The sequence below is a fragment of the Acinetobacter sp. GW821-FHT01E09 genome (genome assembly GCF_059422385.1).
The window spans coordinates 4,142,294-4,166,356 of the sequence record NZ_JBWKWU010000001.1 but is presented as its reverse complement, the minus strand read 5'-3'; the positions used below and the strand labels follow the sequence as shown (position 1 = coordinate 4,166,356).

Annotated in this window: 22 protein-coding genes; 16 read left to right on the top strand and 6 right to left on the bottom strand. The window is 39.6% G+C overall.

All coding sequences use genetic code 11. From position 1 onward, the window contains the following. Positions 1-79 precede the first annotated feature (79 nt). On the top strand, positions 80-289 hold the full coding sequence (locus tag AC07U8_RS19095) for a hypothetical protein (protein WP_035370575.1): 210 nt from the start codon (positions 80-82) through the stop codon (positions 287-289). A gap of 282 nt (positions 290-571) precedes the next feature. On the opposite strand, the gene hemF is transcribed toward AC07U8_RS19095, so the two are convergent. Beyond that, the gene (gene hemF / locus AC07U8_RS19090) at positions 572-1,513 is read right to left on the bottom strand and encodes an oxygen-dependent coproporphyrinogen oxidase (RefSeq protein ID WP_239044804.1); all 942 of its coding nucleotides are present in this window, start codon (positions 1,511-1,513) and stop codon (positions 572-574) included. A 274-nt stretch (positions 1,514-1,787) separates the two neighbouring features. On the opposite strand from hemF, the gene hemN reads away from it, so the two are divergent. Then, positions 1,788-3,152, top strand: a complete 1,365-nt coding sequence (hemN, locus tag AC07U8_RS19085) for an oxygen-independent coproporphyrinogen III oxidase (RefSeq protein ID WP_151801360.1) — start codon at positions 1,788-1,790, stop codon at positions 3,150-3,152. 156 nt (positions 3,153-3,308) lie between these two features. On the opposite strand, the gene ribA is transcribed toward hemN, so the two are convergent. Continuing rightward, positions 3,309-3,911: a GTP cyclohydrolase II gene (ribA, locus tag AC07U8_RS19080; RefSeq protein WP_034616453.1), complete on the bottom strand. Its 603-nt coding sequence runs from the start codon at positions 3,909-3,911 to the stop codon at positions 3,309-3,311. 315 nt (positions 3,912-4,226) lie between these two features. Here ribA and dxs point away from each other — a divergent pair, with 315 nt between their 5' ends. From dxs to AC07U8_RS19030, 10 genes are all read left to right on the top strand, one after another. Continuing rightward, positions 4,227-6,131 (top strand): 1-deoxy-D-xylulose-5-phosphate synthase, encoded by a 1,905-nt coding sequence (gene dxs / locus AC07U8_RS19075; protein ID WP_209827904.1) that lies wholly within the window; start codon positions 4,227-4,229, stop codon positions 6,129-6,131. 130 nt (positions 6,132-6,261) lie between these two features. Continuing rightward, positions 6,262-7,092, top strand: coding sequence for an inositol monophosphatase family protein (locus AC07U8_RS19070; protein WP_004725624.1), 831 nt, complete (start codon positions 6,262-6,264; stop codon positions 7,090-7,092). 227 nt (positions 7,093-7,319) lie between these two features. Then, complete coding sequence (locus AC07U8_RS19065; protein WP_494738417.1) at positions 7,320-7,685, top strand: hypothetical protein; 366 nt, start codon at positions 7,320-7,322, stop codon at positions 7,683-7,685. A gap of 33 nt (positions 7,686-7,718) precedes the next feature. After that, a complete protein-coding gene (locus AC07U8_RS19060; RefSeq protein ID WP_494738416.1) occupies positions 7,719-8,054 on the top strand; it encodes a hypothetical protein in 336 nt (111 codons plus the stop codon). A 336-nt stretch (positions 8,055-8,390) separates the two neighbouring features. Next, positions 8,391-10,328 carry a DEAD/DEAH box helicase gene (locus tag AC07U8_RS19055; protein WP_494738415.1) on the top strand — a complete coding sequence of 646 codons (1,938 nt, stop codon included), beginning with the start codon at positions 8,391-8,393 and terminating at the stop codon, positions 10,326-10,328. 411 nt (positions 10,329-10,739) lie between these two features. Continuing rightward, positions 10,740-11,558, top strand: coding sequence for an ABC transporter ATP-binding protein (locus AC07U8_RS19050; RefSeq protein WP_004725631.1), 819 nt, complete (start codon positions 10,740-10,742; stop codon positions 11,556-11,558). Further along, positions 11,555-12,334: a lipid asymmetry maintenance ABC transporter permease subunit MlaE gene (gene mlaE / locus AC07U8_RS19045; RefSeq protein ID WP_004725633.1), complete on the top strand. Its 780-nt coding sequence runs from the start codon at positions 11,555-11,557 to the stop codon at positions 12,332-12,334. Before AC07U8_RS19050 ends, mlaE begins: the two co-directional genes overlap by 4 nt. Continuing rightward, entirely contained in the window at positions 12,334-13,011 is a 678-nt protein-coding gene (mlaD, locus tag AC07U8_RS19040; protein WP_244014196.1) for an outer membrane lipid asymmetry maintenance protein MlaD, read from the top strand. Before mlaE ends, mlaD begins: the two co-directional genes overlap by 1 nt. A 21-nt stretch (positions 13,012-13,032) precedes the next feature. Further along, entirely contained in the window at positions 13,033-13,653 is a 621-nt protein-coding gene (locus AC07U8_RS19035; RefSeq protein WP_004725637.1) for an MlaC/ttg2D family ABC transporter substrate-binding protein, read from the top strand. Positions 13,654-13,680: 27 nt separating this feature from the next. Further along, positions 13,681-13,968: a toluene tolerance protein gene (locus tag AC07U8_RS19030; RefSeq protein WP_494738414.1), complete on the top strand. Its 288-nt coding sequence runs from the start codon at positions 13,681-13,683 to the stop codon at positions 13,966-13,968. 115 nt (positions 13,969-14,083) lie between these two features. Here AC07U8_RS19030 and AC07U8_RS19025 read toward each other — a convergent pair whose 3' ends face one another. Next, a complete protein-coding gene (locus AC07U8_RS19025; protein WP_004816845.1) occupies positions 14,084-15,097 on the bottom strand; it encodes a magnesium and cobalt transport protein CorA in 1,014 nt (337 codons plus the stop codon). 158 nt (positions 15,098-15,255) lie between these two features. Between AC07U8_RS19025 and AC07U8_RS19020 the strand changes: the two genes are divergently transcribed. Together AC07U8_RS19020 and AC07U8_RS19015 are read left to right on the top strand one after the other, a co-directional pair. Beyond that, positions 15,256-15,873, top strand: a complete 618-nt coding sequence (locus AC07U8_RS19020) for an LOG family protein (protein WP_004816846.1) — start codon at positions 15,256-15,258, stop codon at positions 15,871-15,873. A 76-nt stretch (positions 15,874-15,949) separates the two neighbouring features. Next, a complete protein-coding gene (locus AC07U8_RS19015; RefSeq protein WP_303576654.1) occupies positions 15,950-16,348 on the top strand; it encodes an NUDIX hydrolase in 399 nt (132 codons plus the stop codon). Between the two features lie 52 nt (positions 16,349-16,400). Here the strand turns inward: AC07U8_RS19015 and AC07U8_RS19010 are convergent, their stop codons facing one another. Further along, on the bottom strand, positions 16,401-17,030 hold the full coding sequence (locus AC07U8_RS19010; RefSeq protein ID WP_303576655.1) for a ComF family protein: 630 nt from the start codon (positions 17,028-17,030) through the stop codon (positions 16,401-16,403). 220 nt (positions 17,031-17,250) lie between these two features. Next, the gene (recG, locus tag AC07U8_RS19005) at positions 17,251-19,296 is read right to left on the bottom strand and encodes an ATP-dependent DNA helicase RecG (protein ID WP_494738413.1); all 2,046 of its coding nucleotides are present in this window, start codon (positions 19,294-19,296) and stop codon (positions 17,251-17,253) included. Positions 19,297-19,355: 59 nt separating this feature from the next. Here recG and AC07U8_RS19000 point away from each other — a divergent pair, with 59 nt between their 5' ends. Continuing rightward, a complete protein-coding gene (locus AC07U8_RS19000; RefSeq protein ID WP_494738412.1) occupies positions 19,356-20,132 on the top strand; it encodes an NAD-dependent epimerase/dehydratase family protein in 777 nt (258 codons plus the stop codon). A gap of 57 nt (positions 20,133-20,189) precedes the next feature. Beyond that, complete coding sequence (locus AC07U8_RS18995) at positions 20,190-21,125, top strand: SEL1-like repeat protein (protein WP_494738411.1); 936 nt, start codon at positions 20,190-20,192, stop codon at positions 21,123-21,125. 268 nt (positions 21,126-21,393) lie between these two features. Here the strand turns inward: AC07U8_RS18995 and plsB are convergent, their stop codons facing one another. Continuing rightward, entirely contained in the window at positions 21,394-23,979 is a 2,586-nt protein-coding gene (gene plsB, locus AC07U8_RS18990) for a glycerol-3-phosphate 1-O-acyltransferase PlsB (RefSeq protein WP_494738410.1), read from the bottom strand. Between the last annotated feature and the right edge of the window lie 84 nt (positions 23,980-24,063).

Here is a 24,063-nt window from a genome sequence, read left to right as displayed (position 1 = left end):
AAATTTGAATAAATTGATGATTTAGAGCGCTTTTTTAATCGCGCTAAAGCTGGTTTTTAAGAGGAAGGTTTTTGGGGAAATGTTGTGCTTTAAAAAAGATGCTTATGGATTGCAAACTGACTCTAAGAAGTCAAGAAAAATCATAGCAAAAACAACAAGAAAGCCAGCAGATAAAACAACACTAGAAGTAATTGAGATGCTGTCAGAGAGATGGTTGTTAGAGATAATGGTGGTTGAAATGGAACATGCTAATAAAAATAAAATACTGAATGAAAGTGTAACCTTGTGATTTTCTAATAAATTCCTCATACCTACCTCTGGTTTCTACCGCTATAATAATCTTTAAACGCTAAGACTTTATCAAAAAATTAAGGAAATTTTAAGGTTGGTATCTTAGTCAGGTTTGAGCATATATTAAATTAAAAAAGTGTCCTTATCGTGAATTATTCTCATTTTAATTGTGAGTAAATCTTTCAAGCGCTATCTTCTCAGAAGGATTCATCGGTAAAGGTTAAAAAGCTATCTTGAATGCAAGATAGCTTGGTCACGATGAAACCTAAATGGCGAGAGATTATTTTAATATCGACAACCAATCTTTAGGTTTTAAATAATGAGCAGTGAGACGTTTTTCTGGGCTGTTTTCATCCCATTCTGGGCGATAAGACCATGCTGCAAGCGGTGGCATACTGACCAGAATAGATTCAATTCGACCACCAGTTTGTAAGCCAAATAAGGTGCCACGATCATAAACCAAATTATATTCAACATAGCGACCGCGACGATACAATTGGAAGTCGCGTTGGGCTGGTGTAAATGGTTTATCCTGATTTCTTTGGAAAATAGGCAAAATAGCATTTAAATAACCATTTGCGACCGCTTGGATATATTCAAAGCACTTTTCAAAATCCCATTGATTTAAATCATCAAAAAACAAACCACCAATACCACGTTGTTCATCACGATGTTTTAAATAGAAGTAATCATCACACCATTGTTTATGTTCAGCATAAATTTCTTCACCAAACGGTGCGCACAAATCGAATGCTGTTTGGTGCCAAGATAAAACGTCTTCATCATTGGGGTAAAAAGGTGTGAGGTCAAAACCCCCACCAAACCACCAAATTGGTGCTTGCCCTTCGGGTTCTGCAACAAATAGTCGTACATTGGCGTGAGATGTGGGAACATTGGGATTTGTTGGGTGAATGACCAAAGAAACCCCCAAAGCTTGTGCTTTGGCTCCAGCGATTGCCGGATGGCGTTCTGTTGCTGAAGCTGGCAGTTTGGAAATGTTGATGTGAGAAAACATCACCCCGCCTTTTTCGATCACAGTACCATTTTGTAGAACACGTGAACGACCACCACCTCCTTCAGGGCGTTGCCAGTCATCAATTTCAAATGTTGCAGTGCCGTGGCCTATTTGTTCTTGTTGCTCTAGGGCAGAGCAGATTCGAGCTTGTAAATCTGTCAGGAAATCACGAACACGTTGAATATCTGCAGAAGTCGGGTTTTGCATGATCATCCTCGAAGGAGAATTGAAAAATTTTCTACATCAAAACATAAAACGCTAAAAAAACAAAACCAAGTCATTATAAAGACATGTTTTGAACATGGTGTGAATGAATCGAATGAGCCTAAAAAATCTGTGGGTATCACGGATACATGCTAGGCAATCCCGAGCAATTCGCTAGGTTGAAATCTATTCTTAAGCTCAGCACAATGTATTGAGGATAAATTCAATTTTTGGGTTTATTGCATTCTGAATGTTAATTGCGTATCGAGCAGTGAATATGAGTTGTTCTTTGATTCAAAAATATAATGTTGCTGGACCCCGTTATACCAGTTATCCAACGGTTCCATATTGGGAGGAGGCATCATTTTCGCTGCAACAATGGAAACAGACCTTAAAGCGCTCTTTTGATGAGTCTAATCACGTTGAAGGCATCAGTCTTTATATTCATTTACCATTTTGTGAAAGTCTATGTACATTTTGCGGATGCCATAAAAAAGTCACGAAACGGCATGATGTTGAACAACCCTATATTCAAGCTGTTTTAAAAGAATGGGACTTATATTGTCAGTTGTTAGCAGACAGACCCATCATTAAAGAAATCCATTTGGGTGGCGGGACACCAACATTTTTTTCAGTTGAGCATTTACAACAATTAATTCAAGGTATTTTAGCCAAAGCTAATATTGCAGATGGTTATGAATTTAGTTTTGAAGGGCATCCCAATAATACCACGCGAGATCATTTACAAGCCTTGTATGAGCTTGGTTTTCGCCGTGTCAGCTATGGTGTGCAAGACTATAATGAGACTGTTCAGAAAGCTATTCATCGTGTCCAGCCCTTTGAAAATGTAGAAAGAGTGACGCAATGGGCACGTGACATTGGCTATACATCGATTTCCCATGATCTGGTTTTTGGTTTGCCATTTCAAAATTTAGCAGATGTGTTGCATACCATTGATTTGACTAATACGTTAATGCCAGATCGCTTGGCTTTTTATAGTTATGCGCATGTGCCTTGGATTAAGGGTAATGGACAGCGTGGGTTTAAAGATCATGATGTACCTAAAGATGGAATGAAGCGAACGCTGTATGAGGAAGGTAAAAAGCAACTTTTAGTACATGGTTATCATGAGATTGGGATGGATCATTTTGCTTTAGATCGAGATGAGATGTATCAAGCATTTCATGTAGGTACTTTGCATCGTAATTTTATGGGCTATACCTCATCAAAAACACAAGTCATGATCGGATTGGGCCTATCTTCAATCAGTGATAGTTGGTATAGCTTTGCACAGAATGAGAAAAATTTAGATGCCTATTACACTTGTCTTGAAAATGATGAGATTCCTGTGGTGAAAGGGCATGTGTTAAGTGTCGAAGATTTAAAGATTCGTCAGCATATTTTGAATTTGATGTGCACCTTTCAAACCTCTTGGTCAGATCAGGCGATGGATTTTGCTGAGCGTGGTGATGTGATTCAACAGCTTGTTGAAATGCAGCATGATGGTTTATTGAACATTGAAGCGGATCGGATTGTGATCACGGAGCAAGGGAAGCCTTTTGTTCGAAATATTTGTATGGCGTTTGATTTACATTTAAAGCGTAGAAAGCCTGAAACACAAATTTTCTCAATGACGATTTGATGTCAATTCATTAAGCTGCTTTCGTATCAACTTGAATCATCCATACTGGTTCTATCGTGAGGCGACAGGGATGTCGCCCCATTATGTGTGGAGCTAGGACTGAGCTCTCACTTCACCGAAGATCTGATCACTTGTATCTGAGCAAGACGTCTATGATTAAAAATCATCTTTCTCATACATATGAGACATACGGTCATGTTTGGTTTTTAAATAATCTTCATTGAACTTATTTAAGCCTACTGTCAACGGTACACGGTCTAATACATCAATACCTAAATCTGTTAAAGCTTTTAATTTTAATGGATTGTTGGTAATGAGTTTAACTTGTTTGACCTGTAAATGATCAAGCATGATGCTACACATATCATATTTACGTGCATCAGCAGGTAGGTTTAACAATAAATTTGCATCAACGGTATCATGCCCTTGATCTTGCAAAGCATAAGCACGGATTTTATTGGTCAAGCCAATACCACGACCTTCTTGGCGCAAATATAAAATCACACCTTGGCCTGCATCATTCATCATTTTCATGGTGTTGTGCAATTGAGGGCCACAGTCACATTTTAATGAACCAAAGGCATCGCCAGTTAAACATTCTGAATGAATACGAACTAAAACGGGGTTTGTAGGCGCGATTTCTAAACCCTTAGAAAGAGCAACATGCTCTTCACCTGTTTGTGGATCTTGAAATACAGAAATTTTAAAATCACCATAAGCAGTGGGTAATTTTGAAGTGGCAACAAACTCTATTGACACAGAATCTTCCATCTATTTGTTTAGAAATTGGCTAAAGTATAGCGTAATGCTTGGACATTGGTAGGTTTGTAAAGCATGTTTTTATAGATAACATTGCTATAAAAATTTCTTTTTTGTATAAAGCACACGATAATAGTTGATATATAGATAGATTATTCATGATAATTGACAGCAAGAGCACACTTGCTGACTTGGAAGTTCCAATGACGCATCATTATAAATGTGGCTGATTGAATATGATATCATTGGTTCTCACAATCATGCTAACCCGTTTACCTAGCTAGATTTGCCAGGCTTTAGAAGGCTTTGCCACATATGTTGTATACCGAAATACCTAGTCATCGTCCTGTTACGCCTTTGTTGAATGAAATTAATCATCCTCAACAATTACGTCAGTTTGAGCAAAGCCAATTGCCGCAGGTCGCAGACGAATTGCGTCAATTTATTTTGTATGCTGCTGGACAAAGTGGCGGGCATTTTGGTGCAAACCTTGGCGTTATAGAATTAACAGTTGCCTTACACTATTGTTTTGAAACACCACGGGATCGTTTAGTTTGGGATGTGGGCCATCAGGCGTATCCACATAAAGTCCTTACAGGACGCCGTGAGCAATTGATGACCATCCGTTCTAAAGATGGATTGGCGGCTTTTCCAGCGCGTGATGAATCTGAATTTGATACCTTTGGTGTAGGACATTCATCGACTGCAATTTCTGCTGGTTTGGGTATGGCCTTGGCACGTCGTTATCAAAAAGATCCTTGTGAAGTTGTTGCTATCGTTGGTGATGGTGCGATGACTGCTGGAATGGCATTTGAAGCCATGAATGATGCAGTGGCGCATAATGCTGATTTGATGGTGGTACTCAATGACAATGATATGTCGATTTCATGTAGCACGGGTGGTTTTGCTAAGCATTTAGCTGCAATTTGGGAACAAGGGCAATTCATCAATATTGATGAAGAAGGGCAAGCTTTTGTACAGGATTGCCCTGAATGGAACTATAATTCTCGTTTACATCAATCTGCGACTGATGCTGCGGATAATCTATTTAAAGCCATTGGTTTTGATTATTTTGGCCCATTTGATGGCCATGATGTGGAGCAATTGGTACAAGTCTTTAATGCGCTGAAAAAGCGTAAAGGGCCACGCCTGATCCATGTCTATACCGTGAAAGGTAAGGGTTTTGCACCTGCTGAAGCGGATCAAATTAAATATCATGCGATTGGCAAAATTAATGCATCAGCAACTAAAAATGTAGCGCCAAAATATTCAGATGTATTTGGGCAATGGCTTTGTGATGAAGCTGCACAAGACGACAGATTACTCGCAATTACGCCTGCCATGTGTGAAGGCTCAGGCATGGTACAGTTTGCTAAACAATTTCCAGAGCGTTACTTTGATGTTGCAATTGCAGAACAGCATGCCGTGACATTAGCTGCGGGTATGGCATGTGAAGGATTGAAGCCAGTTGTGGCGATTTATTCAACATTCCTACAACGCGGTTATGACCAGCTGATTCATGATGTTGCTTTACAAAATCTTGATGTGACCTTTGGTATTGATCGTGCAGGCTTAGTCGGCGAAGACGGTCCTACGCATGCTGGTGCGTATGACTATGCTTATATGCGTACTGTACCCAATATAGTGATCATGGCGCCAAAAGACGAAAACGAATGTCGCCAAATGTTGCATACAGCATATCTATACAAAGGCCCAACTGCAGTACGTTATCCACGCGGTAATGGTTTAGGCGTAGAAATTCAACAACAGTTGATTGAGCTGGAAATTGGTAAAGCTGAAGTATTGTTAGAACTCAATACTGAACACGAAGAAGGTATCACGATTTTGGCCTTTGGTAGTCGAGTTCAACCTGCGCTTGAATCAGCAAAACAACTGGCACCAAAGTTGGATATTGCAATTCGTGTGATCAATATGCGTTTTGTGAAACCATTGGATGAACAGATTATTCGTGATTTAGCAGACAAAACTCACTTATTTGTAACTGTTGAAGAACATGCTGTAATGGCCGGTGCAGGTAGTGCGGTCAATGAGTTTTTGGCACAGGCACAAATTGTAAAGCCAATTTTAAACCTAGGTTTACCTGATGAATTCCTCGCACAAGCAAGCCATTCTGAAATGCTTCAAGACTGTGGTTTAGATGTAAAAGGTATTCAAAACTCGATTGAACAGGCTTGGTTAAAGCTGGTACAACACGTTTAAGCTCATGTAAAAGTTAAAGTTGTAAAATTTTAGCAACAAAATTTCCCAAAAAGCGCCGATATTTGCTAAAATGTCGGCGCTTTTATGCATTATTCTTTATCAGTATCTTCAAATTTGTAGTGGGTGTTCAATGGAACCTATGGTGGTGATGGCTGCGCGTGCGGCTCAGTTAGTTGGTCAAGAGCTTTTAAAAGCGCATCAAAATCGTCATAAACTCGATCTACAAGTCGAAGAAAAAGGTATTGATGGTCCAGTGACTCGTGTAGATCGTTATATCGAGCAGTTGACTATTGATACGCTTCGTAAAAGTTATAAAAATCACAGCTTCCTTGGTGAAGAGTTTGGACTACAAGAAGGTAAAGGTCACGATGCCGATTGGTGTTGGGTGATTGATCCTCTTGATGGTACTTTAAACTTTATCAATGCTTTCCCACATTTCTGTGTATCTATTGCAGTTCAACATAAAGGTGTAACTCAACACGGTGTTATTTATGACCCTGTGAAAGATGAGCTATTCTCTGCAAGCCGTGGTCGTGGCGCAATGTTGAATCAACGTCGTATTCGTGTGAATGTTAAAGACAGTCTTGAAAATACCTTTATGGGCGTAGGTCATGCTTACCGCGCTAAACGTAATGGTGAGATTGTTTCTTATGCGAAAAACCATTTTGAATCATTATTAAATGTAACTGAAGCTGGCGCACAATATCGTCGTGCGGGTTCTGCTGCATTGGACTTGGCTTATGTTGCGGCTGGTCGTTTAGATGGTTATTTTGAACTCGGTTTAAAACCTTGGGATATCGCAGCAGGCGAGCTTATGGTGAAAGAAGCGGGTGGTACAGTCGTTGATGCTCGTGGTGGTTCAGATTCTATGGAAAACGGTCAAGTGATTGCGTGTTCTATGAAAATGTTAAAACCATTGATGCAAGCTGTTGTTCCTGCTTGGGGTGAAGCTGCGAAGTAATTTATACTTGTGTAGATTGAGTTTAAAAAAGCCTTCATCTTTATGAGGGCTTTTTTATGCGTTGCGATTTAATGCGATACTAGCAATACTGAATGTCGTTGTTTCAACTTTCGTGATTGCAAGACCTAGCGAATAGTACTGATATAAAAATAATACAACTTATTGGGGGAAGCTAAGGGTGAGAAATTTACTGGATAAAGTAAAAAAAGTTATTTGGTTTTAACTCTATGAGCCAAAAAATGGAACAGGGAAATCCATATCTTAAAATAGATAAATCTAAAACAACTCAAGAGCAATGCGAAAGATTATTGCTATTAGAGCATGAGGATCATATGGAAATTATTTGCGATCTTCAAATGAGAAAAGATTCTTATGCTATTCCTTATATAAAGCGAGCAATTTTTTTAAAACCCCACTTGTCATATTTAGCTAGTGAAGAGGATTCTACCTATTTCAAAAGATGTCTTTGGGTATTACAAGAAATAGGTACAGTAGAAGCTATCAATTTAATAGAAGAATATACGGATTCAGATAAAGAAGAGCTTGCAGAACAGGCACGGTATAGAATTTATCGAATTAATGGTGGCACTTAGATGAAATCCAAAAACTAACTCGGAATAAATCAATTGAAAACTATTTATCAAAATGAAAAATTTAGTCTAAAAACCCATCATACAATCCCTCATGAAGAGGTTGCACTGCAAAACATAGACTTTTGGATCATTATAGATGGACAAACATTTTGGGGGAGTGCAAGCACAACTGAAAATATTCAATATTTGATGCAGAAAAATAAACAAACAGGCGCGTGTGCTTTAGGCACATATCATTGGCAAACCAATACGATTATTCTAAGCGAGTTTACCGTGGAGTGTTTAGGGGGAGCTGTAGCAGATATTCTTGAGGATGAAAGTTTAGCTGTAGATCAAGTTTTTTATTTAATTCCTGAAGATAATGAATGACTTAATACAATACAGGAAAAAACAATAAAACTTCGTGACATTATTATAAATTCTGCTATACTCTGCGCACGCACTAAATTTCGTTCATTACCTGAACATTTCTCTTCTATATTGTGTATGCGCGTCCGGTCCAAAGAGAGGACAATATTTCGCGCCCCACCCAATCGCTTAAGCGATTCCTTCAGGTTGCGGCTGTTATCAAATGTGCGTTATACGCATCGTCGTTCTCGGATCGCCGCTGATTCTATATTTTCAGCGATTATTGCTGTGCCGCTTTTTGCCGATGTCCATCAGACCATATATTAATGGAGCACCCACATTAGGGTGAATATCTCTATGAGCAAAACTTTTGCTGAATTTTCATTAGACGAGTCGCTACAGAAAGCACTCGAGAGTCTTGGTTTTACTACGCCGACTCCTGTTCAAGAACTATCTATTCCAGCGGCTTTAGAAGGAAAAGACCTTCTAGTATCAAGCCAAACTGGTTCTGGTAAAACTGCTGCATTCTTACTCCCTACGTTAAACGCTTTAGCTGGTCAAGATACTTTTGTACCATTTAAAGATCGTATGAAAGCAGTAACTCAACCAAATATCTTGGTGATTTCACCTACTCGTGAACTTGCACAACAAGTATGTCAAGATGCGATTGCATTTGTACGCCATATGAAAGGTGTACGTGTTGCAGCAATCATGGGTGGTATGCCTTTTGGTAAGCAAATCCAACAATTAAAAGGTGCACAAGTTGTTGTTGCGACTCCAGGTCGTTTACTTGATCTTGTAAACCGTCGTCAAATTAAACTTGATTTAGTTGATGCTTTAATCGTCGATGAAGCTGACCGTATGCTTGACTTAGGTTTCTCTGAAGACCTAGAAGCTATCAGCGATTTAGCTTTAAATCGTAAACAAACATTAATGTTCTCTGCAACATTTGCACCACGTATCATTAATCTTGCTGAACGCATGATGAACGAACCTGAACGTATTGCAATTGAAACAGGTCATTCTACAAATACTGATATTACCCAAACTTTACATTGGACTGATGGCTTTGAGCATAAGAAAAAATTGCTTACCCATTGGTTAAATGAAGAAGACGTAGATCAAGCAGTTGTATTTGCTTCAACTCAAGAAGATACAGATATGCTTGCTGAAGAGCTTGCAGAAGCTGGTCTTTCAGTTGTTGCGCTTCATGGTGCTATGCCACAAACTGTACGTAACCGTCGTTTACGGAGTATCCGTGAAGGTCGTGCAAAAATTCTTGTTGCTACAGACGTAGCTGCTCGTGGTCTTGACGTACCAACAATCTCTCACGTAATTAACTTCGGTCTTCCAATGAAGAATGAAGATTATGTGCATCGTATTGGTCGTACAGGTCGTGCGGGTCGTACTGGTAAGGCAATCACTTTAGCAACTTACCGTGAACGCGGTAAAATCCGTGCTTTAGAAGATTATTTAGAAGCGCGTTTAAGTGTTTCTGAAATCGAAGGTTTAGAGCCATCTCCACCTCCAGCTCGCGGTAGTCGTGATGGTGGCGGTCGTGGTCGTAGTAACGGTGGCGGTCGTCGTGAAGGCGGTCGTGGCGGTTTCGGCGGTGGTCGTCGTTTTGAAGGTGAATCAAACTTCAAACGTCGTGAAGGCGGTGATGATCGTCCACGTCGTAGCTTCGATGACAAACCACGTGGTGATCGTCCATCTTATGGTGATGATCGTCCTAAGCGTGATTTTGGTGATCGTCCACCACGCCGTGAAGGTGGTTTCGGTGATCGTCCACAACGTTCATTCGGTGGTGAAGATCGTCCTAAGCGTGATTTTGGTGATCGTCCACCACGTCGTGAAGGTGGCTTCGGTGACCGTCCACAACGTTCATTCGGTGGCGAAGATCGTCCTAAGCGTGATTTCAACTCTGATCGTCCACGTCGTGAAGGCGGTTTTAACGATAAACCTCGTTTTAACTCGAATGATGACAACCGTGGCAACAGCGTAGATTACAAACCACGTCGTGAAGGCAGTTTTGCTGATCGTCCTAAGCGTGAATTTGGTGATCGTCCACCACGCCGTGAAGGTGGTTTCGGTGACCGTCCACAACGTTCTTTCGGTGATGATCGTCCTAAGCGTACATTCGGTGGTGAAGACCGTCCGAAGCGTGAATTTAATTCAGATCGTCCTAAACGTGCGTTTGGCGGTGAAGATCGTCCTAAGCGTGAATTTGGTGGTGAAGACCGTCCAAAGCGTGAATTCAATGCAGACCGTCCGCGTCGCAAATTCAACGATTAATTAGATATTTTTAATAAAAAACCAGCCTAAAGGCTGGTTTTTTATTGCAAGTTAAAAAGTATTTGGTAGAATAAAGTGTGACATAGTTCAATTTATTTAATAAAACAGTTAGACTTAACTTATGAAAAATTGAATCTAATAAAGTTGATGATTTCTTTGAGGTAATTATGTTATATATGTTCTCACTTTTATTGATCTCAAATGTTGGGTACTTTTTTTATAGCCTGCTTTTTAGATAATCTATTTGCTCATTAAATAAAATTTAAAAGTAAAAAACTAAAAAATAGCCCAAGTAACATTGTTTATAAAGATGAATATTCTTTATGATTTTTTATTATCTTTTAATTACAAAACATATAGATATTTAAGAGTATAGTATGTGGGCTGATAAATGCAGGAAAAAGTTCAGCTATGAATAAACACAGTCATTCCGAAGCTGAAGCTTTAATTGAAGTCAAAAATTTAAGTTTTAACCGAGGTGAACGCGTTATCTACGATAATGTGAGTTTGCAGATTCGTCGTGGGCAAATTACCGCAATCATGGGACCATCTGGAACGGGTAAAACAACCTTATTACGGCTCATTGGTGGTCAGCTTAGCCCAGATGCTGGTGAAGTACGACTTGATGGGAAAAACATTGCTTCGATGTCACGTAATGAGCTTTTTGCTGCACGTGCGCGTATGGGGATGTTATTTCAGAGTGGTGCGTTATTTACCGACATGACCGTCTATGAAAATGTTGCTTTTCCAATTCGCGCACATACAAAATTACCAGAAAATTTAATTGCTGAGTTGGTGGCGCTAAAATTAGAGTCGGTTGGTTTGCGTGGTGCTGAAAAGTTAATGCCCGCAGAACTTTCTGGCGGGATGAATCGACGCGTGGCGCTTGCTCGTGCGATTGCGCTTGACCCAGACTTGATTATGTATGACGAACCCTTTGCTGGGCAAGATCCGATTGTGATGGGGGTTTTGACCCGATTAATTCGATCATTACGTGATGCTTTAGATCTAACAACAATTATTGTTTCACATGATGTTGATGAAACATTATCAATTGCTGACTATATTTATGTTGTGGCTGAAGGTAAGGTGCAAGGCGAGGGGACACCTGAGCAATTGCAACAACACGCTTCTCCATTTGTACAGCAATTTTTAACAGGTTCGGTTGAAGGTCCTGTTGATTATCAATTTAGTCATCAAGCCTATTTAAGTAATGAGGTTAGTTCATGAATGCTATTGCCTTATTGGGTAGACGCGTTCTAGAACGTGTTCAGGGCATTGGTGTTGCAATGCTCATGTTGTTGCGCATTTTATTCTCTTTGCCAACAATACTTGGTGTAAAACTTTTCATTTATCAGATGTATCGAGTAGGCGTACTGTCTTTATTGATCATTGCTGTATCTGGTCTGTTCATCGGTGCAGTACTCGGTTTGCAGATGTATAACATCTTGGTCACTTTTGGTAGTGAAGCCATGTTGGGCGCGGCTGTGGCTTTAACCTTGTTACGTGAACTTGCGCCTGTTGTGGCTGCCTTGCTTTTTGCTGGTCGTGCTGGCTCTGCTTTGACTGCTGAAATTGGCCTAATGAAGGCAACTGAACAATTATCCAGTATGGAAATGATCGGTGTTGATCCGTTAAAGCGTGTGATTTCTCCACGTTTATGGGCCGGTATTGTCAGTTTGCCGATGCTGTCTGTGATCTTTGCTGCGATTGGTATTATGGGTGGCAAAATGGTCGGTGTTGATTTTCTCGGCGCAGACGAAGGCTCGTACTGGAGTGGTATTCTGAGTAGCACTCAGTTTATGAAAGATGTGTTTAACGGGACCATCATTAAAAGTTTAGTATTCGCTTTAATTTGTACTTGGATTGCGGTGTATCAAGGTTATGCTTGTGAACCAACATCTGAAGGTATCGCAACATCTACGACACGTACTGTTGTGTATTCATCGTTATGTGTTTTAGGTTTTGATTTCGTGTTGACTGCGGTCATGTTCGGAGGTGTTTAATGAAATCACGTGCTAGTGAGCTGACCGTCGGTATTTTTGTCATCATTTTTGGTCTTGCTCTATTCTTTTTAGCCATGAAAGTGAGTGGTTTGGTCGGTACAAACTTAAAAGACAGTTATGAAATGACTGCAACATTCGACAATGTGAATGGTTTAAAACCGCGTGCCAAAGTGACCATGAGCGGTGTTAAAATTGGACAAGTTGATGCAATTACACTTGATCCTGTGACACGTCATGCAACGGTTAAATTCGATTTGGATGGTTCATTGACAACCTTCAATGCGGAACAGTTGAAGAAAGTAAAAGAAAATGCGCTAGGTGATTTACACTACAGTGCTGATTATCAGGCTGCGACACCTGAGAAACAAAAAGAAATGGAAACGCAACTGTTAGGTAACATGAAATCCATCACAAATATTGATGAAGATGCTTACATAATGGTCGCAACCAATGGTCTTTTAGGCGAAAAATATTTGAAAATCGTACCAGGTGGCGGCATTAACTACATTAAACGTGGTGAAAGCATTGAAAACACCCAGGGTACGATGGATCTAGAAGATTTGATTACCAAATTTATTACGGGTGGTGCAGGAAAATCATCAACTGGCGCATCGGAAGCTAAAGATGCATCTGCATCCACTGAAACAACTGATGCTCAAACTTCATTTGTTGAATAGGCATTAGAGGAGTTATTGAAAATGAACATGCTGTTAAAACAAACTTTTACTGCAACTATTTTGGCAACTATGGTGGCGACTGCAGCTCAAGCTGCTCCAGCAGAAGCACCACCAGCATTTGTTAAACGTGTTGCTGATGGCCTGATTTCGCGCTTAAAAGCAGATCAAGGTAAATTGCAAAACCCTGCTACTGTTAAAGCGATTGTTCGCCAAAACCTTGATCCTTATGTGGATGGTCAAGCGTTTACACGTATTGTGATGGGAACTTATGCAAATAGCAGTACCCCTGCTCAACGTGCGCAATTTGAACAAAACTTCCGTAATACTTTGATTGAGAATTATGGTAGCGCATTTGCGAAGTATTCAAATCAATCGTATTCAATGCGTCCGTATAAGGCAACCAACAGCAAGTTTCCTGTGGTTACTTTAGACTTCAATAACAATGGCGAAAAGATCCCTGTATCTTTCCAATTGTCTGATGCGGGTAGCCAATGGAAAGTACGTAATTTGAATGTGTCTGGTATCGATCTAGGTTTGCAATTCCGTAACCAATTTGCTGCGAACGTGCAACGTAACGGCGGCAATATTGATAAAGCAATTGCAACATTCAAGCCTGATGCAGACGCAGCTGTTAAGAAGTAAGCTCATAACATAGATAGGTGCAAGCGAGTGATTGAATTTAAAAATCAGGAATTATATGTTAGCGGTAAAATTGCTTACGAGAATGCTGAAAGCTATTATTTAAATGGTTTGAAAGTGATTCAAAATGAGAAAAATTTTCCAATAACTGTGAATCTATCACAGCTTGAACATGGCAGTACCCTTGCTTTATCTGTATTTGTGCAGTGGTTACGTCAAACACCAAATCTTGAGGGATTGCAGTTTAAAGCAGTGCCTGAAAAGATGATGAAAATTATTCAAGCTTGCCATTTGCAAGATGACTTGAAATTAATTTAGCGCATGCAAGATTGATGTAAAAAAGCACCGTTAGGTGCTTTTTTATTGACTCATTTTTCTTTCTGCTTTGAGCTGTGCTAAATCTCAACTCAATCCAATAAGGGGAATGGAGTATTTAAATCCATTTCTTCCATCTAAAGTAAGCCAAAGGCCCCACAAAGAAAGCAATTAAGATGCTAATCACCACATAAAAGCTCCAGTGGCCATGGGCAAAAGGCAGAATCTCAGTGTTCATCCCATAAATACTGGCAATCAACATCGGTGGCGCAAGCATACTGGGTAAGATGGAGAAGCGACGAATGGTATCGTTCTGTTCAGTGTTAATAAATCCAGAGGTGGTATCAAGCAAGAATCGTACTTTTTGGAACAAGAACGCGTCATGTTCTACAAGGGAACGTACATCTTCACTTAACTCTCGAATATCTGCATCATAGATATGGCTCCCCAATGCGCGAGGACGAGACAGAAAGGTCAAGACACGACGTAAGTCAATCAGACAAAGTTGCGCTTTTCCAAGCATATCTTCCTTTTGTGCTAAACGGGTAATCATGTCATCTAAGTCTAAAATCATTTCACGATGACGGACGTTGAGGACTTCTGTGGAATATAACTCTAAGTCTTTGTGGATATCTTCCAATATATCCGCAAGCTCATCCAGTTTTGCTTCTAATAAACCTAAAAGAATCCATGTCGGATCTTTGTATTCAATTTCATAGTCATTGCGGCGTGCGCGTGCACGAAAGGCACGAAAGGCAACCAGCTTTTCACCACGTAAGGTAAATAAGCGGTCTTTATGCAAAATGAACGCAACCGTCTGCACATTGGCAAGCATGTTTGAAGTATCTTCGGGATCGCCTTCAACTTGGTAATTTTTATTTTTTGTTAAAAAGTAAGTACTGATATGTAGAATCCCATCATCATCACGGTAGAATCGTGCAGAGGATGAAATGTCTTCTAAAGATTTAAGAGTTGGTAAATTTTGCTGATAAGCATCTAAAACCCATTCTTGTTCTTCTTGTGAAGGTGCAATGAGGTCAACCCATACCAATTCAGGATGTAGGTCGAATCCACCATTAATTGTTGCATCTTCTAAGCTACCGCGCTCAGTGGCGTAAAAGGCTTCAAGCATTATGTCTTTTCTCCCTTGCGCAGTGTGGTGTCAATTTGATGTGTGTATTTTAGACAAGGATTTTAGGAAAAACACTCATTACATTGCTGTTTTGTAAAAAAAATCTTGATTGGCCGTCTGCATTTTTAGCATGACAAAATTAAAGTTAGGTTAAATTTATGAATTCTATTGCTATTTTTTGTGGTTCATCGTTAGGTACGGATCAAATTTTTGCTGATGTAGCAGAGCTGACTGGTGAAACAATCGCCAAGCAAGGGAAAACTTTGGTCTATGGTGGTGGTCGTTCAGGCTTAATGGGCATTGTTGCTGACAGTGCTTTGGCAGCAGGAGGCAAAGTGATTGGTGTGATCCCTCAGGGTTTGGTCGATCGTGAATTGGCCCATCCAGATTTGACTGAGCTGTATATTGTTAAAAATATGCATGAACGTAAAACAAAAATGTCTGAACTTTCCGATGGCTTTATTGCATTGCCTGGTGGTGCAGGAACCATTGAAGAAATTTTTGAGCAATGGACGTGGGCACAATTGGGAATTCATTTAAAACCTTGTGCATTTTTAAATGTTGAAGGTTTTTATGATGATTTATTGAAATTTATTCAACTCACGACAGACAAAGGTTTTTCTAAAGCGCGTTTTACAGATCAGTTGATTGATTCTGCTTCGATCGAAGAAATTCTAACCCAGTTTAGTCACTATCAAGCACCAGAACCAAAATGGGGTGTAAAAGAACGTGAAGAATTGGTTAAATTAGATCAAGCAGATCGTACATTTGGTTAAAAACTAAAACACAATATATTGTTTTTAAATTTATTGCTGTCACAATATATTGTGTTTTTATTCTATTTTAAATCTTATGAATGTTATTACTGTCGCGGCAGCTGTGATTTTGAATGATAAAAAACAATTGCTCTTGGTGAGAAAGCAAAATACACAATTTTTTATGCAGGTTGGTGGAAAGCTAGAACCCAATGAACCACCTGAGCAGACCATGTTGCGTGAGATTTTAGAAGAAATTAGTGTTCAAGCCGAGATTACTCAGTTTATTGGGCGTTTTGAAACAAAAGCGGCCAATGAAGCAGACTTTCAATTGGTGAGTTATCTCTATCTAGTCGACCTAGAACAAACACCAAAAATCAATGCAGAAATTGCTGAAATGAAATGGATTGATTTGGATGATGCGCAAACGCTTTTAGCGCCATTGACCAAAGAGATCGTGATCCCATGGTGTAAAGCAAATTTAATCCATTCATAATTTTTGCTATGTTTGCTTCACAATGTATGTATCGCTGAGCGATGATGAAAATTTATTGAGCTGCGGCAATGCAGACGCTACAAATCTGCTGGCAGCCCAAGTTTTCTAAAGCACGGGTTAAAGCATGAATTGAACTACCTGTGGTCACGACATCATCAATAATCAGTACTTTTTTATATTTTCTTTTTTCTGTTTTGATCATTTTAAATTGATATTCAATATTTTCTAAGCGCTCAATTCTACTTAAACCTTTTTGTGAATGTTGTGCTTCTCGAATCACGGGTTGCCATACTGGGATATTTAATTGCCTTGCCATGATTTTGGCGATAATCAGCATTTGATTGTAGCCACGTTCTTTTAAACGAGCAGTAGAAATTGGCATAGGCACGATGGCTTGAATTTTAGGTAGGCTTAAATTCAATAAACTTTGTGCCAATAGTGTCTGATATTGCAGTTGTTGTTCATATTTATAGACTTGGATGATGCGATCAATTGGGAAGTCGTAACGGTGAGCACAAACAATCTGGTGTTGATGCCGTTCTATATGCTGCTTATACCAAGGAAGTTCGTTCCAACACGTGTTACAAAGAGAATGCTGTTGTTGTCGATCTATTCCACAAAGCAGGCAAGGGGAAAGGCTTTGTACGCTTTTATGGAGAAGTTGATTGATAAATTGGAGCATGCTCTGTTCTATTTTTTATTTGGGATTAATTTCGCATAGAGTGCTGAATAGATCAATAGCAGATTTTTATTAAGCTTTATATCGCTTAATCTTCATATCACCATGTTATGACAGCCTCCATGTCATCATTTGTGGTCATAGATTTTGATAAGCATCGTTAGACTGAATGAATCAAATATCTAAGCTATGCTGTTTATGCATGGATGTTCTAAATACATGTTTAGACATAGGCATATCTCGGTGCTTCAGGTAGCCAGCGTTTTAATAAAGCTTCAGCATTTTCTGGATCATCTTTTAGTACTTGACTGGCAACATAATGTGCTTGATTAAGTAAATGATCATCTCGTTCTAGCTTGGCGACACGGAAACCCAAATCTCCTGTTTGCTTGGTGCCCAGTAATTCACCCGGCCCTCGAATTTCTAAGTCTTTTTCTGCAATGATAAAACCGTCATTGGTTTCACGCATGATGCGTAAACGTTCTTGGCCATTTTGTGATAAAGGATGTTTATAGAGTAGGGCGCAGAAACTTGCGGTTGCACCACGACCGACCCGACCACGTAACTGATGCAACTGAGACAGGCCTAAGCGCTCAGCATTTTCAATCACCATAATGGAAGCGTTTGGAACATCGACCCCGACTTCAATCACTGTCGTTGCAATCAGCAGTTGCAATTCATTGTCTTTGAATTGTTGCATGACCCGTTGCTTCTCATCGGCTTTCATTTTTCCATGGACTAAGCCAATATTAATCTGTGGAAAGCGATCTTTAATCTCTTGATAGGTGGCTTCTGCGGCTTGAGCATCAAGAGTTTCTGATTGTTCGACCAATGTACAGACCCAATATGCCTGTTTACCCTCAGCGCAGTTGGTAGTGATACGATTCAAGACTTCTTCTCGTCTATCAAGTGGAATCGTGACTGTTTGAATGGGAGTACGTCCAGGAGGCAATTCATCAATCACTGAGGTATCTAGGTCACCATAGGCAGACATTGCCAGTGTGCGAGGGATTGGTGTTGCTGTCATGACCAATTGGTGTGGTGTGGTGTTATCCACGCCTTTATTACGTAAAGCTAGACGTTGATCTACCCCGAAACGATGTTGTTCATCAATAATCACGAGACCAAGTTTGGAAAATTCAACATTGTCCTGAAATAAAGCATGGGTACCCACCACAATATTGGCAGTTCCATCCTTAATGGTTTGTTCAGCCGTAGCGCGTGCCTTGCCTTTTTGTTTGCCTGAAAGCCATGACACATTTAAACCGAGTGGCTCAAACCATTTCTTAAAATTGATATAGTGCTGTTCAGCTAAAATTTCAGTCGGTGCCATCAGCGCCACTTGCCAGCCTTCTTCCAAAATATGACAAGCCGCAACACCTGCAACCAATGTTTTACCTGCACCGACATCGCCCTGAACCAGTCGCAACATGGGTTTGTTTTGTTTTAAATCTTTGGCAATTTCGTTTGATACACGTTTTTGTGCATTGGTCATTTCAAAAGGCAAGCTTGCCAATAAGGCTTTTGCAAATTTTTTACTGGTTGAAAATGCTGGCGCTGCAATTTGTTGAATATAAGCACGTCGGGTTAATAGGCTGATTTGATGTGCAACCAACTCTTCAAAAATTAAACGTTGTTGAGCAGGGTGAGAACCTTGTGAAAGTTGCAGCATATTGGCATTTACAGGAGGGTGATGAATATACTCCAATGCCTGTTTAAGCGCGTAACCATTGGTGAACTTTTCAGGTAATAACTCAGGTAAAGCATCGGCGTGCTGGTTTAAAGCTTGCTTAACGTATTCACGCAACTTTGGTTGGGTTAAGCCTTCGGTGGCAGGGTAAATTGCTGTTAGTTGCGTTTTAGGGAGTGCTGTATGTTCGGTAATTAACTGGATCTCAGGATGATAAAGCTCCAGACCACGAGCCCCAACACGGACTTCCCCAAAGATTCTTAAACGATTACCCGCTTTAGCACGATCTGTGAGTGCTTTATAGATATGATAAAAGCGTAAGGTAACCTTGCCAAAATCATCTTGCAATAAAATCGCCATCGATTTGCGTTTACCGGGTGGCATATCGATTGATCTGACCACGCCTTCCATGAGATAACTACGACCGACTTGTAATTGGTTCATGGGAATGATCGTGCTACGATCTTCATAATCACGTGGCAAATGAAACAACAAATCATCTGTGGTGAAAATATTTAGTTTTTCAAGTAAAGCAGCGGCGGCATTGCCAACCCCTTGCAATTGATGGACGGCAGCCATGTCCCCTCAACTTAAGTTTGATTGATTTTGAAAATCGGTTTCGAAGAATAGGTCGTGTAATGCATATTCTATTTATTGGTTATGGTAAAACATCGCAACGTGTTGCCAAACAATTATTTCAGCAAGATCACCAAATTACCACAGTTAGCCGCAGTGCGAAAGATGATGATTTCGCACAACATTTGATTCAAGACATTCAACAACTCGATTTAACGCAAATTCAGCCTGTCGATGTGGTGTATGTATTGCTTGCACCATCTCGAAACTCTTCGCTAAGTGCTATTGAAAATTATCAACAAACCTATGTCGACTCGGTGCAGCCGATCTTGAGGGCTTTAAAAGACCATCCGCTCAAACGAATTATTGTGGTTTCATCGACACGTGTTTATGGGGAAAACCATGGTGAACGTATTGATGATGAGTCAACGCCTATTCCAAGTGATCAACAGGGGCAGTTGTTATTGGAAATGGAGCGGCGATGGCAACAGGCTTATCCATCTAAATGTGTGATTGTGCGCCCAACTGGGATTTATGGTACATCCGTTGCTCGTATGATTAAACTTGCAGAAACCACACACAGCTATCCCAATATTCATTGGTCAAATCGAATCCATATAGATGACCTTGCACATTTCTTAGCGCATTTGCTTCACGTGGAACATCCAGAAAAATCATATATTTGTACAAATAATCAACCACAACCTTTGCATGAGAAAATTTTAAATCTTCAGCGCGAGTTGAATTTACCCGAGTTAGCTTTAGAAAGTGATAAAGAGACAGGAAAGAAAATTTTTGCGGAGAGGATGAGGGAGAGTGGATTTGAGTTGGAATATTAAAATTGCTTTAGTGATTTTATAAAATAATATCGTATTTTATTTAAGGTTTAATATTGAATGAAAATTAAAAAATTAATTACAGGGCTACTTTTATGTATTTTGACAGATATTGTTTATGCAGATGAATCAGATAATTTTCTTATAACAGTAATAGCATTGTCAGGAGACGCAGAAGCCCAGAATCGACTTGGTTTACTTTATCAGAATGGTATCTATGTTCCTAGAGATTCAGTTAAAGCATTTGAGTGGATTGAAAAATCTGCTAAACAAGGAGATAAAGTCGCACAATTTAACTTAGGAAATATGTATTTAAATGGATATGGCATTGAACAAAATTATTCGAAAGCATATGAAAGCTATAAAGCCGCAGCTGACCAAGATTATTTTATGGCTCAAATTGCATTAGGATTAATGTATAAAAATGGCATGGGAGTCGATAAAGACATTGATATAGCAAAAAAGTGGTTTCTATTAGCTGCTAATAAGGGATATCCTCAAGCGCAATACTCACTTGCTCTTCTCTTGTTTGATAGTGGTGAAAAATACCAAAATTATAATGAAGCTTTCGAGTGGTCAAATAAAGCAGCTAAGCAGGGTTACTCAGAAGCATATAATCTTTTAGGATTGATGTACGATAATGGAAAAGGTGTGACCCAAAACTATAAAAAAGCTTTTGAATATTATATAAAAGCTGCAAATATGGGAAGTGCTGATGCTCAAAACAATGTGGGTGATATGTATGATACCGGACGTGGTGTAGGTCAGGATTATGTAAAAGCTAAAGAGTGGTATTTAAAAGCAATAGACCGAAATAATACTACAGCTAAATATAATTTGGCAGCTATGTATGAAAAAGGAAATGGCGTAATTCAGGATAAAACTGTAGCATTTGAATTGTATTCTGAAGTTGCTGAGCAGGGTGATGAAGATGCTCAAGCAGCATTAATAAGATTGAAATCTGAGCTTGATTTAGAAAGTTCCAAAGATAATTAAATTTCAGTTGGCTTTGGAGGGGGTAAATGAAGTAGGGATGTGGGTTGTTGCAGAACGAATGTTGGCAACAGGATTTAAATTAATACATTAAGAAAGCTATAAAGCGTATGAATAAAAATGATCAGCAGATGATGAATATAAATGTGATCTGAGCAGTGAGATATTCTTTGATGGAAATATTCAAATTTTGAGAAGTTTCCTTTCTTGATCGCAGAGGGCTAGGTAATCATCCCACCCTTCCCCCCAAAGGGAGAAGGGCTTTTGACATTTATTTTTTCTTGCGCTTTAAACGCTTCTTGGCTTGTTGTGCGGCTAAAGCATCTAAAGCTTCTTTTAACTCCTCATCTGTAAATGAGGTGATATGGTGAAGCATTTGCAAAGTTACATCATCAAGCACCAAATTGGCATATTGCGCAACGTTTCTAAACTGCTCATCAAAAACAATGGCATGGTCTTCATTGGTTTTGATATAGCCTTGTTCAGTTAAGACTTTCATAAAACTTTGGAATAACGCTTTATCAAAGAACTCAGGTGAGTTGAACTCATACAATACAGATAAACGTTGTCCAACCAAGTGACTTAATTCTTCAACTTGGCGAATCGAGATATTTCCAGAGCCACGTTGAGTAATTAAAGCCAGCGTCATGTAATAACGTTCAAGACTTTGACGTACTGGAGCAGCCAAAACAGCCAATTGATTATGGTCTTCTGAGTTTGGCGCAGGGCTGAAAATAAAATCTTCATCATCGACAAAAATTAAATTCGCTTGAGCCAAAGCATCGACATATTCAGTCACTTGAGCCTTGATTTCACTATCTTTCCATTTTAAGAACAACTCTGCTTTTAAGAATGGATAAAGGGTACGAATCACATTGAGTAAATCAGACTTACTGATCTTGCCATTATGTTCGACCAATGCTGCGACCAACGACGGTAAAACAAAGGCATGCAAAATGTTATTACGGAAGTAAGTCAGTAAAATGGCTTGATTATCTTCAATGGCAATAATATCGCCAAGGACGTGTTGAACACGTTTAATCAATTTCAGCTTCATACCATAGGCAATGATTTCTTTGCCTGACAATGGTGTGACCTGAGTACGGCTGTCATAAGGATTTGCAGTTAATAACTTGCGATATGTATCAAGCTGTTTAATGCAGATTTCTTCATCAAGTGTGTGTTTTGGAGTTGCCAATAAAATCAGTGACAATAAAGAAACAGGGTTGATCACCACAGCACGGTTGATATTTTCCAGAATCGCATTTGCCGAACTGGTTACTGCATCTGAGACTTCTTGAGGAATTGGATCATCATTATGTTCAATGGTGATTTGATCAGCGCCATGTGCTTTGAGTAAGTCATCTAAGAAAACAGGCTCACCAAAATTAACATGCACTTTACCAAAAATACGCTCAATTTTTTTCAGGGTTTGCAAGATTCCCCAAATGGATTCAGCTTCTTTTGGCTTACCATTCATTTCGCCAACATAAGTTGCGCCTTCCATCAAGCGCTCATAACCGACATAGGTTGGGATAAAGACAATCGGTTTGGCACGGCCGCGCAAATGACCATGTACTGTCATTGCGAGCATGCCAGTTTTCGGGGGTAATAAACGTCCAGTTCGAGAACGACCACCTTCAATAAAGTATTCAAGAGGTGTGTTTCTAGACAGGATACTAAATAAATATTCTTTAAATACTGATGTATAAAGTGCATTGCCGCGGAATGAACGACGGATAAAGAATGCACCGCCTCCACGCAGTAATTGACCGACAAATGGCATGTTAAGGTTATCGCCTGCAGCAATATACGGCACCATCAAACCACGTTTATAAATCACATAAGACAATAACAAGTAATCGATATGGCTACGGTGACAAGGCGTATAAATCACTTCATAGTCTTTGACTAACTCGCGCACAGTATTGAAGTTATGTACTTCAACGCCGTCATAAAGCTGTGTCCATAGACGAGTCAAGGCCATATCTGCAAAGCGTACAGCCGATGCAGAATAGTCGGATGCAATTTCGTTTACAAAACCAATCGCTTTATGTTCAGCATCAATCATGCTGATTTTTGAGCGAATACTTTCTTTACGAATTGCATCCTGTACATCAGGGGCTTTAATCAGTGATTGCATGACATTACGGCGATCAGATAAATCTGGGCCGAGAATGACCTCACGCTGACGATCTAAGTAGTCATTTAATTGATTGACAATATAAGTGGCTGGTGAAATATTGGGATGAGCAATTTTTGCATGATCGACTAAAGCTCTAAGTGATTGCGCTTCATGGAATTCAAGGAATGACTGTCGACCATGTAAACCAATGTTCATCAACTGTTTAACTTTACTTGGCGTTGCCCAAGTGTCAGTAAATAACAGCTTAAACCAAGAGTCTTCTTTATCTGGTGAACGTCCCCACAGTACTGTAACAGGGATTAATTCAATATCTAAATCAGCATTTTGATCAAGTGATTCAATCAGTCTAACTAAACGCGGCGGATAAGCATGCGTAGGCGGATTAAAATAATTGTTTTCATCTTGGTGTTGTAAAAATAAAATCGCAGCCTTTTCGCGACTATTGCCAATCATTAATGGGTCAAGTGCAGGAGGAAGCTGCAAACGACGTGTTTCACCATCAACAACTAAAGCGTTACTTCGTGAGTAATTCTGTAGAACATAGCAGACAACTTTTTGAGTTGTGGGCTGAATGAGCTCAAAATTTTCAGTTGAAGGGTCTAAAGGTTGAGCTTCTGTAGGAACCTCTCCAAGAACATGTGGTGTTACCACAAGGTCAAGTATTTTACTCGAAAGTCGACGATACATTTGACCAAAGCCACTCTTGGACATAAATACTCCTAGCCAATGGTGAATCACGCAATAAAGCGGATAAAAAATATTTTCTGTAATTAAAGCACAGAACAGTATGTCATT

Coding starts and splice junctions, on each gene's coding strand:
- AC07U8_RS19000 (WP_494738412.1), top strand. CDS start 19,356: ATGCATATTCTATTTATTGGTTATGGTAAAACATCGCAACGTGTTGCC.
- hemN (WP_151801360.1), top strand. CDS start 1,788: ATGAGTTGTTCTTTGATTCAAAAATATAATGTTGCTGGACCCCGTTAT.
- hemF (WP_239044804.1), bottom strand. CDS start 1,513: ATGCAAAACCCGACTTCTGCAGATATTCAACGTGTTCGTGATTTCCTG.
- AC07U8_RS19010 (WP_303576655.1), bottom strand. CDS start 17,030: ATGCTCCAATTTATCAATCAACTTCTCCATAAAAGCGTACAAAGCCTT.
- dxs (WP_209827904.1), top strand. CDS start 4,227: ATGTTGTATACCGAAATACCTAGTCATCGTCCTGTTACGCCTTTGTTG.
- mlaE (WP_004725633.1), top strand. CDS start 11,555: ATGAATGCTATTGCCTTATTGGGTAGACGCGTTCTAGAACGTGTTCAG.
- AC07U8_RS19095 (WP_035370575.1), top strand. CDS start 80: ATGTTGTGCTTTAAAAAAGATGCTTATGGATTGCAAACTGACTCTAAG.
- AC07U8_RS19015 (WP_303576654.1), top strand. CDS start 15,950: ATGAATGTTATTACTGTCGCGGCAGCTGTGATTTTGAATGATAAAAAA.
- AC07U8_RS19035 (WP_004725637.1), top strand. CDS start 13,033: ATGAACATGCTGTTAAAACAAACTTTTACTGCAACTATTTTGGCAACT.
- AC07U8_RS19020 (WP_004816846.1), top strand. CDS start 15,256: ATGAATTCTATTGCTATTTTTTGTGGTTCATCGTTAGGTACGGATCAA.
- AC07U8_RS18995 (WP_494738411.1), top strand. CDS start 20,190: ATGAAAATTAAAAAATTAATTACAGGGCTACTTTTATGTATTTTGACA.
- AC07U8_RS19050 (WP_004725631.1), top strand. CDS start 10,740: ATGAATAAACACAGTCATTCCGAAGCTGAAGCTTTAATTGAAGTCAAA.
- AC07U8_RS19070 (WP_004725624.1), top strand. CDS start 6,262: ATGGAACCTATGGTGGTGATGGCTGCGCGTGCGGCTCAGTTAGTTGGT.
- recG (WP_494738413.1), bottom strand. CDS start 19,296: ATGGCTGCCGTCCATCAATTGCAAGGGGTTGGCAATGCCGCCGCTGCT.
- AC07U8_RS19065 (WP_494738417.1), top strand. CDS start 7,320: ATGAGCCAAAAAATGGAACAGGGAAATCCATATCTTAAAATAGATAAA.
- AC07U8_RS19055 (WP_494738415.1), top strand. CDS start 8,391: ATGAGCAAAACTTTTGCTGAATTTTCATTAGACGAGTCGCTACAGAAA.
- mlaD (WP_244014196.1), top strand. CDS start 12,334: ATGAAATCACGTGCTAGTGAGCTGACCGTCGGTATTTTTGTCATCATT.
- AC07U8_RS19025 (WP_004816845.1), bottom strand. CDS start 15,097: ATGCTTGAAGCCTTTTACGCCACTGAGCGCGGTAGCTTAGAAGATGCA.
- plsB (WP_494738410.1), bottom strand. CDS start 23,979: ATGTCCAAGAGTGGCTTTGGTCAAATGTATCGTCGACTTTCGAGTAAA.